The organism is Micromonospora sp. H33 (assembly GCF_052068455.1).
GTDB lineage: Bacteria > Actinomycetota > Actinomycetes > Mycobacteriales > Micromonosporaceae > Micromonospora.
In genome coordinates this window covers 71,109-84,469 of record NZ_JBQHDE010000012.1, presented here as the reverse complement: position 1 = coordinate 84,469, position 13,361 = coordinate 71,109, and the positions used below count along the sequence as shown (strand labels likewise).

9 protein-coding genes are annotated in these 13,361 nt (G+C 69.7%); 1 reads left to right on the top strand and 8 read right to left on the bottom strand.

Features of this window, described 5'->3' with window-relative positions; all coding sequences use genetic code 11:
* Positions 1-28: 28 nt before the first annotated feature.
* Positions 29-625, bottom strand: coding sequence for a very short patch repair endonuclease (locus ACTMS0_RS22855; RefSeq protein WP_441157298.1), 597 nt, complete (start codon positions 623-625; stop codon positions 29-31).
* A 206-nt stretch (positions 626-831) separates the two neighbouring features.
* Positions 832-2,085 (bottom strand): DNA cytosine methyltransferase, encoded by a 1,254-nt coding sequence (locus tag ACTMS0_RS22850; protein WP_441157297.1) that lies wholly within the window; start codon positions 2,083-2,085, stop codon positions 832-834.
* Between the two features lie 313 nt (positions 2,086-2,398).
* Here ACTMS0_RS22850 and ACTMS0_RS22845 point away from each other — a divergent pair, with 313 nt between their 5' ends.
* Positions 2,399-3,460, top strand: coding sequence for an MrcB family domain-containing protein (locus ACTMS0_RS22845; protein WP_441157296.1), 1,062 nt, complete (start codon positions 2,399-2,401; stop codon positions 3,458-3,460).
* A 330-nt stretch (positions 3,461-3,790) separates the two neighbouring features.
* On the opposite strand, the gene ACTMS0_RS22840 is transcribed toward ACTMS0_RS22845, so the two are convergent.
* The 6 genes from ACTMS0_RS22840 to ACTMS0_RS22815 form a co-directional block, all read right to left on the bottom strand.
* The gene (locus ACTMS0_RS22840) at positions 3,791-4,225 is read right to left on the bottom strand and encodes a WhiB family transcriptional regulator (RefSeq protein WP_441157295.1); all 435 of its coding nucleotides are present in this window, start codon (positions 4,223-4,225) and stop codon (positions 3,791-3,793) included.
* Between the two features lie 277 nt (positions 4,226-4,502).
* The gene (locus ACTMS0_RS22835) at positions 4,503-6,587 is read right to left on the bottom strand and encodes a hypothetical protein (RefSeq protein ID WP_441157294.1); all 2,085 of its coding nucleotides are present in this window, start codon (positions 6,585-6,587) and stop codon (positions 4,503-4,505) included.
* An 821-nt stretch (positions 6,588-7,408) separates the two neighbouring features.
* Entirely contained in the window at positions 7,409-8,572 is a 1,164-nt protein-coding gene (locus ACTMS0_RS22830; RefSeq protein ID WP_441157293.1) for an acyl-CoA dehydrogenase family protein, read from the bottom strand.
* Positions 8,569-10,551, bottom strand: coding sequence for an ATP-binding protein (locus ACTMS0_RS22825; protein WP_441157292.1), 1,983 nt, complete (start codon positions 10,549-10,551; stop codon positions 8,569-8,571). Before ACTMS0_RS22825 ends, ACTMS0_RS22830 begins: the two co-directional genes overlap by 4 nt.
* Before the next feature lie 7 nt (positions 10,552-10,558).
* Entirely contained in the window at positions 10,559-12,160 is a 1,602-nt protein-coding gene (locus tag ACTMS0_RS22820) for an acyl-CoA carboxylase subunit beta (RefSeq protein ID WP_441157291.1), read from the bottom strand.
* Positions 12,157-13,359: an acyl-CoA dehydrogenase family protein gene (locus ACTMS0_RS22815; RefSeq protein ID WP_441157290.1), complete on the bottom strand. Its 1,203-nt coding sequence runs from the start codon at positions 13,357-13,359 to the stop codon at positions 12,157-12,159. Before ACTMS0_RS22815 ends, ACTMS0_RS22820 begins: the two co-directional genes overlap by 4 nt.
* Positions 13,360-13,361 lie beyond the last annotated feature (2 nt).

Genomic DNA, 13,361 nt, shown 5'->3' with positions numbered 1-13,361 from the left:
TGACTGATCTTCCTGTTGGCGTGCCCGTCTAGTGCTCCGGCTTCGCCTGATGCGGGTCGGCGCGCAAGGCCAGCACAGCCCGCGCGATGCGGCTAGCCGCTTGCTGCGTGTCCTCGTGTTCCCATACGCGGATCACCGTCCAACCCGCAGCGGCCAGCTTCTCGTCGGTCTGTGCGTCGCGGTCCCTATTGCCCTCGATCTTGCTTGACCAGAACTCGCTGTTGCGCGTGGACGGCCGGTAGTGCTGCGGGCAGCCGTGCCAGAAGCAGCCATCTACGAAGACGGCGACGCGCGGCCCGGCGAAGACTAGGTCAGCTTTTCGCCGTAGTCCGACCAACGGTTGGCGGTCTACCCGGTAGCGCAGCCCGAGGGCGTGTACGGCTGAACGAAGGGCCATTTCTGGCCGGGTATCGCGGGAGCGGTTGGCGCGCATGACGCTACGTACGGCCGGAGATGAGGCCCACGACTGCGCCGTTTTCTTCGGGCGCTGAAGCGAAGCCAATCCGACGCTCAGGGCGTGGCGCCATGCCTGCGCGAGGTTTTCCTCCCGAGTGTCGCAGTCGACCTGGCAGACGTATCGCTCGCGCGTCTTCCGTCCTTCCGGCCAGCGAAGGTACGCGTACACCCGCCGGGACTTCGGCGGTAGCCGCAAACAGATGGAGGCTAGAACGGTTCGGCCGGACGCCCCCGGCAGGTACCTGTTCCTTCGCCCACCTGCTGCCTTGTCCTGCTCCTCGGCCCGTTCGCTGGCTGACATACCCTTGACCGGCTTCCACGTGGAGTCGGTCGGCGGGGCGTCCCGCCATTGAGTGGCCATAGAAAGATTGTCGCCTATGCACGCTCGTTGGAGGCCTGCTGCAATGCCTTGGCCACCGACTCTGCCATCACCTGCCCAAGCTGCACCGGCACGGCGTTGCCAAGCTGGCGCATCTGCTCCCCGCGTGGGCCGTCAAGCCGCCAGTCGTCCCGGAAGGTCATCACCCGGGCGGTCTCCCGGACCGTCATGTACCGGATCGACCCGTCATCAAGCCGCATCACACTCTCGCCACCCGGAACGCCATGAACGCCCGCCTTAACCGTCTTCGCCGGCCGGTCCAAGTCATTGGGAGTGTGGCCCGGGTACTGGCGGGCGCCCGGCCAGCCGACATGGTGCAGCCAATCTGGGTGCTCGATGTAGTCACCTACAGGCTCCGGAAGGCGCAGGGACCGCGATGACGGCGACGCCGGCCAGATCGCGTCTCGCAAGGTCCGCCAGCGCGGCTTACCGTCAGGTAGCGGCAGCACCTCGGGCAGCAGATCCGCGCGCATGGGGACGCCGTGTTCCTCCCAGTACTCGCCACTGTCCTGGGCGTGTTTCAGCGCGAGCTCCGAGTGAGTCGGCTCAGGAAACTCCCAATCAGCCAGGCCGAGATCCTTGCGGAAGGCGACGACGAACACCCGCCACCGCACTTGCGGTACGCCGTAGTCCGCCGCGTTTACGAGCTTGTACTTGACGTCGTACCGCTCGGTCAGGTCAACGTCATGAGCCCGGAGCGCTTTGATCAAGCGCTTGTCGTGGTCGCGCCAGTCCTCACCCTCGATCCGCTGCTCGAACGGTGCGGATAGCTCGCGGATGATGTAGTCGTAGTACGGCTTGAACGATGGCCGCAACAGACCCTTGACGTTCTCCGCCACGATCGCCCGCGGTCGAGTCTCCCGCACACACCGGAACAGCTCCGGCCACAGATTGCGGGGATCATCGAAGCCCTTGTGAGCGCCCCCGAGGCTCCACGGCTGGCACGGCACACCACCGGCGACCACGTCGACCTCGCCAAGCCACCGGTCAAACTTCACCTGCCGCACATCGCCCTGCCGCAGCGGCCAACGGTCGCCTAGTGACTTTGGAAGGGGGGACCCCTCTTCGTAGTCGACAGCCCCGTTCAGCCGCAGCGTCCCGCACGCCCGCCGCTCCAACTCGACCGCCAGAAGGTGACGGAAGCCAGCCTCATGCATCGCCAAGGCCAAGCCGCCGCCACCCGTGAACAGTTCGATGCTGGTACCCACACCCGGCTCTGCCTTAGCGGAGGGCTTCTTGCGGCTCGTCATGCGGAAACTATACCGCGGACTTTGATCAAGTACTCGATCGTGTGTGCGTGTCATAGAAGAACGCCCCCAGTCATGAGTCGGGCAGTACGGGGGTGGGGGCAGTGTCAGGCAGCCGGCGTGGCAGGCGAGGATCGCGGGGTCCTGGCCGCGGCGAAGCATCTCTATGCTCTCGGCCATGCCTCTCCCGTCCGAACCTCTCGCCGGCCTGGAGCTGCGTAAGTATGAGCACCGCCTACGGCAGCTGCTCCAAGAGGTCTTGAATCTGGCCGGTCGGTACTCACGCGACAGCTCACCTGCCATGCAGGCCAGAGACATGGCGACTAAGGAGATCGCTGACTGCCTGAAGGCCCTGGTCCCCTTGGCTACCGCTTCGCTTGGTCTTGAGCATCTGGACGTGGACGTCGACGGCGGAGGCCGCCGGGGCAGTTACGGTCCCGTCCCGTGGGTGCGGATCTTCTCCAGGCACTACGCTCCAACTGCCCAGGAGGGCTTCTACCTGGTGTACCTGTTCGCCGCTGACGGCTCGCGGGTCTACCTGTCTCTGATGCAGGGAACGAGTGAGTTTCGCGCCGGGAAGCGTCGGCCGGCTAAGGACCGCGATTTGATCGCCTCACGTTCAGTCGAGGCGCGAACCTCACTGCGAAGCATGGCAGGCACGTCGTCCGACGCGGAGAACATCGACACGATTGATCTGGCCGCCGACGTGTTGTCGTCTGTCGGTTCGGAGAGTCGCAGACGAATCCACAACTATGAGGCGGGTACTGTCCTGGCTCGCTGCTACAACAGCCGCCAGTTGCCGGCAGGCGACGGCCTGTTTCAAGACGTCATCGACATGCTTCCGCTGCTTGCCTACCTCTACCGCGAACCGGTCGCCCTAGACCTCTCGCGATTGACGGAAGCGGCTGGGCGTGCTCCGCAGGACGTGGTCAACAGAGCGGGCCAAGGCGTTGCCCGCCTGCGGCAAGGCCGCCTGCTCGATCCCGTCATCCGAAAAGCGATTGAGGTCCGCGCTGAGGACCTGGCCGAAGCCGACCTGCACAAGTGGGGCTGGGAGGTCGACCGGGTCGGAGCCTACAACCGTGGCTACGACCTCGACTGCCGGAATCCAGATGGACGGACGTTGCATGTCGAGGTCAAGGGCACCCAGTCACATGGCGACGAGGTCGTGCTCACTCCTAACGAGGTTCGTCACAACCAAGGTGCAACAGGGTGTGTAGCAGAGCACGCCCTATACATCGCGTCGGAGATTCGGATCAACCATGACAACGGCGTGATGGCCTCGGATGGCGTAGGGCGGTGGCTTCGGCCCTGGGTAATCCAGTCGGACGACCTGATCCCCACCGAGTACGCCTACCGCCCCTCAGAGCCGAGCTAGCCGCAGGAGCAACCACGGCCCGGGTGGCGGACATCGACGTGGCGCTCGCCCAAACTGGGAAGAATTCATCCCGGGCGCCCGTGGGCGATCAAGCAGGAGCGGCCCGGGTCGTGGCCCGATGCAAGCCGTCGTCTCATCAGCGAGCACCTCAGCCGGCTCGGCGATCCTGACCTTACCTCGGTTCCGCAGTTGAGCGAGGACCAGCTGGAGCACCTCACTGAAGGCGACCAGTAGTAGGTGCGGTTCAAGCCTTGAGGTGGCATCCCGTCGACCACTCGGATGGGATGCCCGTCAGAGGTGGCTGCCGGCCGGGAGCACTGCTGGGCTGGCTCAGCCAGCAGCGAGACCAGCCATGTCCAGCTCGACGCTTCGCATCGGGTACTGCGTGTAGAAGCTGATCTCCGATGCGGTAATGTTCTCGGCTCGCATCCGCTCGACCACTGTCCTGCGATGGAGCGTGCGTTCTGAGCGTCGCCGAAAGGCCTCGCGTTCCGTGGCGGTCAGCCCGGCGAGGAAGGTGGTCTTGTCCAAGCTCTCGGCGGCGTAGACCGTACAAGCCTCCAGGCTGGGGCACGAGGCACAGACGGCTCTCGCGGCAGCAAGCAGGGCCGGGTCCTCAACGTCTCCGTCGAACACCGCCTGTTGGGTGCTCCCGTCTGGAAAGGCCGGCGCGGACCGGCCACAGGCGCCGCCCTGTGGGGGCACGCCCACAGCGGCGAGGAGCGGGTAGAGGAGATCCGCGGCGGGGCGCTTCGATGTGGGCATGTCACTCTCCAGAATTTCAGGACGTGGTGGCCACCGCCCACGTCGTTGAGTTCCAGGGAGGACTGCCCGGTCTCAGGTTGGCGGATCGGTCGGCTCGGGCATCGCCTTCACCGCCGCGTGGCTGCGCCTTGCGGCACCCGCTACACCATCGGAGTGGCCCCGGCAGGGCTCCATGCACGTGTTCTTCTAGTCCCGAGGGACACCCCGCGCCACTCGGGTAGTTGGTTCAACTCAGTGTGGGCGGGCCGCCGGTCGGGCGGCCCGCCCACCACGCCTTCTACTGGCCGTCGGTTGCAGGACGCTCGCGCCTCGCCATTCGGCTGGCGAGGCCGTTCCAGAACGACATCCTGCTGCGGAGGTCGTCGAGACGCTGAAGTAGCAACTCGGTCGACCAGCCCTGGAGCTCGATGAGCGGCGTGCCGTCATCGTCGGTGTGCTGCTCGAGACTCTCGACCTGTTCCTCGAGCGCCTCGAGGGACCGCTCGACGTTGCTCTTCAGCCGGGCGAGCTTCATGTCGGGGGTCTCCGACTGCGGCGGCGTCGGCATCGGCCGGCTCAGGCCAGGCCGCGGAAACGCGTCGTCACGGAGCCACCGGTCGGTGATTTCGACCTCGGGGCCGTCCGGGTCGGGCACGAGGACGTCGTTGTCGTCCAGGTGTCCGTGGACCAGTTGCCCGTTCTCGTCCACGATCCGCGGTGCGCGGCCGGCCCGGCCGTCCACGATCGCCTGGTAGAGCAGGTGCAGTCCATGGACGTCCTCGAGCATCGCCTGGAGGATGTCGTGCGGCCCCCGCTTGTCCAGGTTGGTGCCGCCACTTCCGAAAGGCTCACGCCGGAGGGCGCCCGACCGCGTGAGGTGGAACTGGGCCAGCGCCGCCAACTCGGTGCGGGTGGAGTAGTCGCCGGCGCCGGTCGCGATGCCGGCTGAGCCGGTGAGCTCGGTCAGAGCGTCGGTCAGCAGCTCTCGGGGGGAGCGGCCGGTCACCCGCCACTTGCCGGAGGCGTACAGCCGCATCCGGCAGGCTCTGCGGTAGACCGCCTGCATCGCGTCGATGCGGCGGCGGGTGGGGTCCTCGGCCGGCAGGCTGGTGGCCAGGCTCCGGATTGGGCGCAGGGCGAGTTCTGCCGCCGCCTCCGCCTTGCTGGAGGGCGAGGCCTTGGCGGCGGCCGTGACGTCCCGGATCGCTCGGGAGACGATCGGCCGGAACGCCGGGTTCAGCATGGTGGCGATGACGTAGGCGGCCTGAGCGTCGGGCTCTCCGGGGAAGCCCCGGCGGATGGCGACCTCGGGCTCCATCAAACCGCCGATGTAGTCGTGTTCCACGTCGGTGATGGCGCCCTGGTGGCGCAAAGCCCGGACCACGGACTCGGCCATGGCCTCGTTCTTCCCTGTGGTGGGCCAGGGGCGGGGCCCGTCGACGTGCAGCATGCCCAGGTAGCCACCGATGGCCTGCGCGTAGTCGTACGCGGATGCCTCGGTCGGCACGAACCGCAAGATCACACGCGCCCGCACGATCAGGGCGTTCCGACGCCCACGCCGCTTCTCCGCCGCCCGCGCCGTCAGGCCTGGCTCATCCGGATCCTCGCCGAGGATCGCATTGACCGTCCTGCGGAAGTTGTCCCGGTCAGCTGGCAGGTCATACATGACCGTCCGGGCGTCGGTGATGCCGAGTACCTGGTGTGCGTTGGTGACCCGGCTGGAGCCCTCGGCGGTCGCGAGCAGGCAGGCCGGGGGTTGGCCGTCCTCGTGGTGGATCTCGTTGTAGACGACGTCCACCGGCATCATGATGCCGCGCTCGGCGATCGAGGCGGCCAGCTTGTTCTCGCCCAGGATGAAGGTTCGGGCCCGCTCGGCCTCAGCCAGCACGTGCGACACGTCACGGGCCTCGGTGCGCAGCGTTGAGGTCACACCCTCGTCCGACACGGGACCCCGCAGCGGCCCACGCGCTCCGGCCGACCCCGAGGCGGGATACACCCGCTCGGCAAAGGCCCGGTGGTTGGTCACCATCGGCGTCACCGCGGGCGTCCACAGGTCCACCTCGATGAACTCGAACTTCCCCCCGACCACCGGCATCGTGCGCTTGGAGTTGAGCGCGGCCCGAAGGTTGGTGGGATCAGTCACCGCGTCGGCCAACGCCCAGGCGAACTCTTCGGGCAGGCCGTCGTTCACCGCCGCGTCGTAGGCACGCCGCACGGCCGCCATCTTCGGCAGCGCGGGCATCAGCTCGGCGTTCCACCGGCTCCAGGCCACAGCGACGGACTCGGTCTCCTCGGAGCCAAAGTCGTCCTGGGCCTCCAGCGCGTGGTCCGTCAACAGCGCCTCGTCATCGAAGACGGGCGCGGACCGGTCGTTGTCGATCATGTGTTTCTCCATGTGGTCGTGGCGGTAGACCGCCGTCGGTTCGGAGCGGGCGCTCCGAGCTCGGGCGGCGGACCCACGTGCCACGCCACCGACGTAACGGACCCCGCTCGGGCGGGTGTGCGTCACGACGTGCCGGTATGAGAAGACGACCACAAGGGGAATCGGTCACGGAGAAGGTGCTCCATGCCGCGTGCCCGCCGCCCATGGTATGGGCGTTGGTCGACCGTGGTACCGGCCTCGCACAACCATTGGAGCACACCGGTCCCACAAAACCCGCAAGTCTCACCCGTACCGCGAAGCCGGACGCCCTTCACCGCTACACCCCACCGCCCGGTCCCAGTCTCAGTTCCGGTTTCGTTCGTGGGGGTACAGCACCGGTCGCCGCAATTCGTTCGCTATCAGCGCCGCTGGTCAAGGATGTACGCGGCCTCGGGCACACTCGGGTCAGCAGACTTGGAAAGCGCGCCTGGGCGCTGCTCACGCCAGTTGCGGTCTCTTTCATCAACGTACGAGGCCGTCCATCGGAGGCCGGATCAGGTTCCCGCCCTGTTCATGGCCCCAGCCGGTTGAGGCTGAACGTCGTGTCGCAGACCTCGAAAGCGTGTGAGCTTTGGGGTGAGACAGCGCGACGAGGCAGCGAGACGACCACCAGCGGCCGCCAATAGACGACACAAGACAGCAGAGGCGGCCTCGCTATGCCGTGCAGGAGGGCATCGATCGACAACGAACGGTGCCCCGTATCGGCGTCGACGAAGAGATCAAGCTCCGCCCGCTAAATGACCGTGCGGAGCTGGACCCAGAGACCCGGCTGGAGGGCTCTCTCAGTACGACTTGTCCTGGCCGAGGACGTGTTGGGCGACGAAGTTGAGGATCATCTCCCGGCTGACCGGCGCGATCCGCCCCGCCCGTACCGCCCCGAGCAGCGTCGCCACTCCGTACTCCGTGGTCATGCCGGCGCCGCCGTGCACCTGCACAGCCGTGTCGACGGCCAGAGCCGCCGCCTCCCCGGCCGCGTACTTCGCCATGTTGCCGGCCACGCCGGCCTCCAGGTCGCGCCCGGCGTCGTACAGCACCGCCGCCTTCTGAATCATCAGCCGGGCCAGCTCCACCTGCACCGCCGCGTGCGCCAACGGATGCGACACCCCCTGGTGGGAGCCGATCGTCCGCCCGCCCCACACCGCCCGGGTGGCCGTGTACTCCGAAGCACGCTCGATGGCGTACCGGCCGGTGCCGGCGCCCATCGCGGCGACCGTGATCCGCTCCGGGTTGAGACCGGAGAACAACGCCGGCAGGCCGGCCTCCACCGACTCGCCGACCAGCGCGTCGCCGGGCAGGCGGACGTCGTCGAGGTAGAGCAGGAACTGGTTCTCCGGGGACAGGATCTCCATGTCCAGCTTGGACCCGGTCAGCCCGGGAGCGTCGGTCGGCACGATGAACAGCGCCGGCTTGAGCTTCCCGCTCACGGCGTCCTCGGTACGGGCCACCACGAGGACGTGCCCCGCGTCGTCGACCCCGGAGATGTAGCACTTGCGGCCGGACAACACCCAGTCGTCGCCGTCGCGGCGGGCGACCGTGCCGAGGCGGTGGAAGTTCGAGCCAGCCTCCGGCTCGGTGATCGCGAAGACGATCTTCTGGGTGCCGTCCGCGAGGCCGGGCAGGTGGCGCTTGCGCTGCTCCTCGGTGCCGTGCCGGTTGATGACCGTGGCGGCGATGGCGGGGGAGACCACGAGCAGCAGCAGCGGGCAGCCGGCCGCGGCAAGCTCCTCGCAGACGATGGCCAGCTCGGTGATGCCGCCGCCCCCGCCGCCGTACTCGGTGGGGATGTTCACGCCCAGGTAGCCCAGCCGGCCGGCCTCGTTCCACAGCTCGGTGGTGTGCTCGCCGGCCTTGGCCTTCTCGACGAAGTACCGGTGTCCGTACCGCTTGCCCAGCGCCCGCACGGCGTCGCGGAGCTGGTCCTGCTCGGGGGTGAGGTCGAAGTTCATGACTGAGCCTCCTCAAGGGGGTTGACCACGGCGAGCACGGCGCCGGTGTCGACCTGACCGCCGGCGGGGACCGGCAGCTCGGCGACCACGCCGTCGGTCGGGGCGAGCACGGGGTGTTCCAGCTTCATCGCTTCCAGGGTCAGCAGCAGGTCACCGGCGGCGACCCGCTGGCCGACCTCGACGTGCACGCGGGTCACCGCGCCGGGCAGCGGCGCGAGCAGCGACCCGGCGGCCAGCTCCGCGGTGGGCAGGGGGAAGCGCGGCAGCTCGGCCAGGCTCGCCGCCCCGTCCGGGCCGTCCACGAAGACCTCCGACCCCTCCCGGTGTACGCGGTACGCGCGCCGAACCCCGTCGACGTCGAGCACGACGCGCTCCGGGGCGGCCTCGACCAGCGAGACGGCGGTGTCGGTCGCCGGGTTCGTGGACCAGTCGGCGAGCGCGCCCGTGCGGTCCAGCCGGTAGCGGACCTCGATTTCGCCGCCGTCCGGGCCGGTGAAGCGGGTGACCTGCGGGAAGGCGGGCACGTTGCGCCAGCCCGAGGGCAGCCCGGCCAGCACCGAGGCTGAAGCCCGGCGGCCGGCGGCTGAGGCGAGGGCCGCCGCCAAGGCGACCAGGGGAAGCTGGTCGGCCGGCAGCAGCGGCGCGAAGACCTCGGGGTGCCGGTCCAGGAAGCCGGTGTCGATGTCGACGGCGGCGAACTCCGGGCTGCGCAGGACGCGGACCAGCAGGTCGCGGTTGGTCGCCACGCCGTGCAGCTCGGCCCGAGCGAGGGCGCCGGCCAGGGCGCGGGCCGCCTCGGCGCGGGTGGGTGCCCAGGCGATTACCTTGGCGAGCATCGAGTCGTAGTGGACGCCCACCACCGAGCCGTCGACCACGCCGGAGTCGAGTCGCAAGCCCGGCCCAGCCAGCGGCCCGAACTCGGCCGCCACCCCGGGCAGAGAGAACCGGTGCAGGGTTCCGGTCGCCGGCCGGTAGCCCTGCGCCGGATCCTCGGCGCAGAGGCGTACCTCGATCGCATGGCCGTCGGGCGGCGGGGTCGCCGCCACCGGGAGCGGCTCGCCCTCGGCGACGAGTAGTTGCAGCCGAACCAGGTCCAGGCCGGTGGTGAGTTCGGTGACCGGGTGCTCGACCTGGAGGCGGGTGTTCATCTCCAGGAAGTGGATGTCGCCGTCGGGCGCGAGTAGGAATTCGACCGTGCCGGCGCCGACGTAGTCGACCGCGCGCCCGGCGGCCACCGCCGCCTCGTGCAGCCGCTCCCGCACCTGTGGCGGGAGGACGCCCGGTGCCTCCTCGACGATCTTCTGGTGGCGGCGCTGGATCGAGCACTCGCGGACGCCGAGGGCGACCACCGTCCCGTACCCGTCGCCGAAGATCTGCACCTCGACGTGGCGGCCGCGTTCGACGTACCGCTCGATGAAGACCGTGCCGTCGCCGAACGCCGCGGCCGCCTCGCGGCGCGCGCTGGCGACGGCCTCGGCGAGTCCGGCGGCGTCGCGGACCACGCGCATGCCGCGCCCGCCGCCCCCGGCGGACGCCTTCACCAGCACCGGGAAGTCGGTGACCTGGTCGGCGTCGGTCCAGGTGGGCAGCATCGGTACGCCCGCCTCGGCGAGCAGCGCCTTCGCGGCCATCTTGTCGCCCATCGCGGCGATCGCCTTGGCGGGCGGCCCGACCCAGGTCAGGCCGGCGTCGGTGACGGCCGTGGCGAACTCGGCGTTCTCGGCGAGGAAGCCGTAGCCCGGGTGGACGGCGTGCGCGCCGGCCTTGCGGGCCGCGTCGAGGATGAGGTCGATCCGGAGGTACGTCTCGGCGGGCGTGTTCCCGGGCAGGCGGACGGCCTGGTCGGCCTCGGCGACGAAGGGCGCGTCGGCGTCGGCGTCGGAGTGCACGGCGACCGTCTGCACGCCGAGGGACCGGCAGGTGGCGAAGATCCGGCGGGCGATCTCGCCCCGGTTGGCTACGAGCAGCTTCTGGATCATCGTGTCCTCACATGCGGAAGACGCCGAAGCCGTCGGCGCCCTTCACCGGTCCGTTGTGGATCGCCGACAGGCAGAGCCCGAGGACGGTACGGGTGTCCCGGGGGTCGATCACGCCGTCGTCGTAGAGCCGGCCGGAGAGGAAGAGCGCCCCGGACTGGGACTCGATCTGCTGCTCGACCATCATCCGCATCGCGGCGTCGGACTCCTCGTCGTACGCGCGGCCCTTCGCGGCGGCGGCCTGCCGCGCCACGATGGACAGCACCCCGGCGAGCTGCGCCGGGCCCATCACCGCCGACTTGGCGTTCGGCCAGGTGAACAGGAACCGCGGCTCGTACGCCCGCCCGCACATGCCGTAGTTGCCGGCGCCGTAGGAGGCGCCGAGGTTGACCGTCAGGTGCGGCACCGTCGAGTTCGACACCGCGTTGATCATCAGAGCGCCGTGCTTGATGATGCCGCGCTGCTCGTACTCGGTGCCGACCATGTAGCCGGTGGTGTTCTGGAGGAAGATCAGCGGGGTGTCGGACGCGTTTGCGAGCTGGATGAACTGCGCCGCCTTCTGCGCCTCCTCGCTGAACAGCACGCCCCGGGCGTTGGCGAGCACGCCGACCGGGCACCCGTGCAGCTCGCCCCACCCGGTGACCAGCGCGGTGCCGTAGCTGGGCTTGAACTCGTCGAACTCGCTGCCGTCCAGCACCCGGGCGAGGACCTCGCGCGGGTCGAACGGCACCTTGAGGTCGGCGCTGGCGATGCCGAGCAGGTCCTCCGGGTCGTACTTCGGTGGCTGGGGGACCGGGTTGCGCGGCGGCGGGCCCGCCTTGCGCCAGTTGAGCCGGCGTACGCACTGCCGGGCCAGCCGGATGCCGTCCCGCTCGTCCTCGGCGAGGTAGTCGGCCAGGCCGGACGTGCTGGCGTGCATCGCCCCGCCGCCCAGCGACTCGTCGTCGGCGTCCTCGCCGGTGGCCATCTTCACCAGCGGCGGCCCGGCCAGGTAGACCTGCGACCGCTCCCGGATCATGATCACGTGGTCGGACATGCCCGGCACGTACGCGCCCCCGGCGGTGGCGTTGCCGAAGACCACGCTGACCGTGGGGATCTTCGCGGCGGAGAGCCGGGTCAGGTCACGGAACACCCGTCCGCCGGGGATGAAGATCTCCGCCTGGGTGGGCAGGTCCGCGCCGGCCGACTCGACCAGGTTGACCATCGGCAGGCGGTTGGCGAGGGCGATCTCGCCGGCCCGCCGGGTCTTCGCGAGCGACCACGGGTTGACGGCGCCGCCGCGTACCGTCGGGTCGTTGGCGATGATCAGGCACTCGACGCCCTCGACCACGCCGATGCCGGTCACTACGCTGGCGCCGACCGGGAAGTCGGTGCCGTACGCGGCCACCGGCGACAGTTCCAGGAACGGGCTGTCCGGGTCGAGCAGCAGCTCGATCCGCTCCCGGGGAAGCAGCTTGCCGCGCTTGTGGTGGCGGGCCACGTACTTCTCGCCGCCGCCGGCTCGGGCCTGGTCGAGCGCGGCGTCCAGCTCGGCGAGGCGTTCCAGCAGGGCCTCGCGGTTGGCCCGGAACGCGGGGGAAGCGGGGTCTATCGCGGTGTCGAGTGTGGTCACAGGCCCATGCCCTTCGCGATGATCTCGTTCATGATCTCGGTGGTGCCGCCGCCGATGCCGAGGATGCGCTGGTCGCGGTAGTGCCGCTCCACCTCGGCGTCGCGCAGGTAGCCGAAGCCGCCGTGCAGTTGCAGCGCGGCGTCGACCACCTCGGCGCAGGCGGCGACCGCGACGTTCTTGGCCATCGCCACCTCGCTGATCACCGGCTCCCCGGCGGCGACCCGGGCCGCGACCGTGTGCACGTAGGCGCGGGCCGCCTCGGCGCGGGTGTGCATCTCGGCCAGGCGGTGCCGGACGAGCTGGCGACTCGCGAGGGGGCGGCCGAACGTCTCCCGGTCCCGGCACCAGCGGGTCGCCAGCTCGACGCAGCGCTGCGCGGTCGCGTACGCCTGGGTGGCCAGGGAGATCCGCTCGGCGGCGAAGTTCCGCATGATGGCGAGGAAGCCGGTGTTCTCGGCGCCGACCAGGTTCGTGGCGGGCACCCGCACGTCGGCGAAGGACAGCTCAGCGGTGTCCGAGCAGTGCCAGCCCAGCTTCTCCAGCCGCCGCCCGACGGTGAAGCCGGGCGTACCCTTGTCGATCACCAGCAGCGAGATGCCGCCCGCGCCCGGCCCGCCGGTGCGGACCGCGGTGGTCACGAAATCGGCCCGGTGGCCGCTGGTGATGTAGGTCTTCGTGCCGTTCACCACGTAGTGGTCGCCGTCGCGGCGGGCGGTGGTGCGCAGGCCGGCTACGTCCGAGCCGCCGTCCGGCTCGGTGACGGCGAGCGCGCCGATCGTCGTGCCGGCGAGGGTCGGGCGGACGTACCGGTCGATGAGGTCGGCGTCGCCGGCCGGCCGTTCCTGACCGGCGGCGGTCCGGGCACCGAGAGGGCCGGCGGTTGCCTGACCGGCGGCGGCGACGATGTGCGGCAGCGCGATGCCGTGCGTGAACAGCGCCGCGATCAGCCCCGACGACCCGCCGGAACGGATGATCTCCTCGGTGACGGTGATGGAGTCGAGCAGGTCGCCGCCGCTGCCGCCGACCTCCTCGGGGAAGCCGATGCCGAGCAGGCCGATCTTCGCGGCGGTGGCGTGCAGATCCCGGGGGACCTCGCCGGCCCGCTCCCAGTCGTCGAGGTGCGGCAGCACCTCCCTCGTCACGAACGCCCGGGTCAGCTCGCGGAGCTGCCGGCGCTCCGAGGTGTCCACGATGGTCACGA

What these genes read in the sequence shown, in the direction of transcription:
- ACTMS0_RS22840 (WP_441157295.1), bottom strand. Translation starts at nt 4,225, where the DNA reads ATGCCCACATCGAAGCGCCCCGCCGCGGATCTCCTCTACCCGCTCCTC.
- ACTMS0_RS22835 (WP_441157294.1), bottom strand. Translation starts at nt 6,587, where the DNA reads ATGATCGACAACGACCGGTCCGCGCCCGTCTTCGATGACGAGGCGCTG.
- ACTMS0_RS22845 (WP_441157296.1), top strand. Translation starts at nt 2,399, where the DNA reads ATGGCGACTAAGGAGATCGCTGACTGCCTGAAGGCCCTGGTCCCCTTG.
- ACTMS0_RS22850 (WP_441157297.1), bottom strand. Translation starts at nt 2,085, where the DNA reads ATGACGAGCCGCAAGAAGCCCTCCGCTAAGGCAGAGCCGGGTGTGGGT.
- ACTMS0_RS22825 (WP_441157292.1), bottom strand. Translation starts at nt 10,551, where the DNA reads ATGATCCAGAAGCTGCTCGTAGCCAACCGGGGCGAGATCGCCCGCCGG.
- ACTMS0_RS22830 (WP_441157293.1), bottom strand. Translation starts at nt 8,572, where the DNA reads ATGAACTTCGACCTCACCCCCGAGCAGGACCAGCTCCGCGACGCCGTG.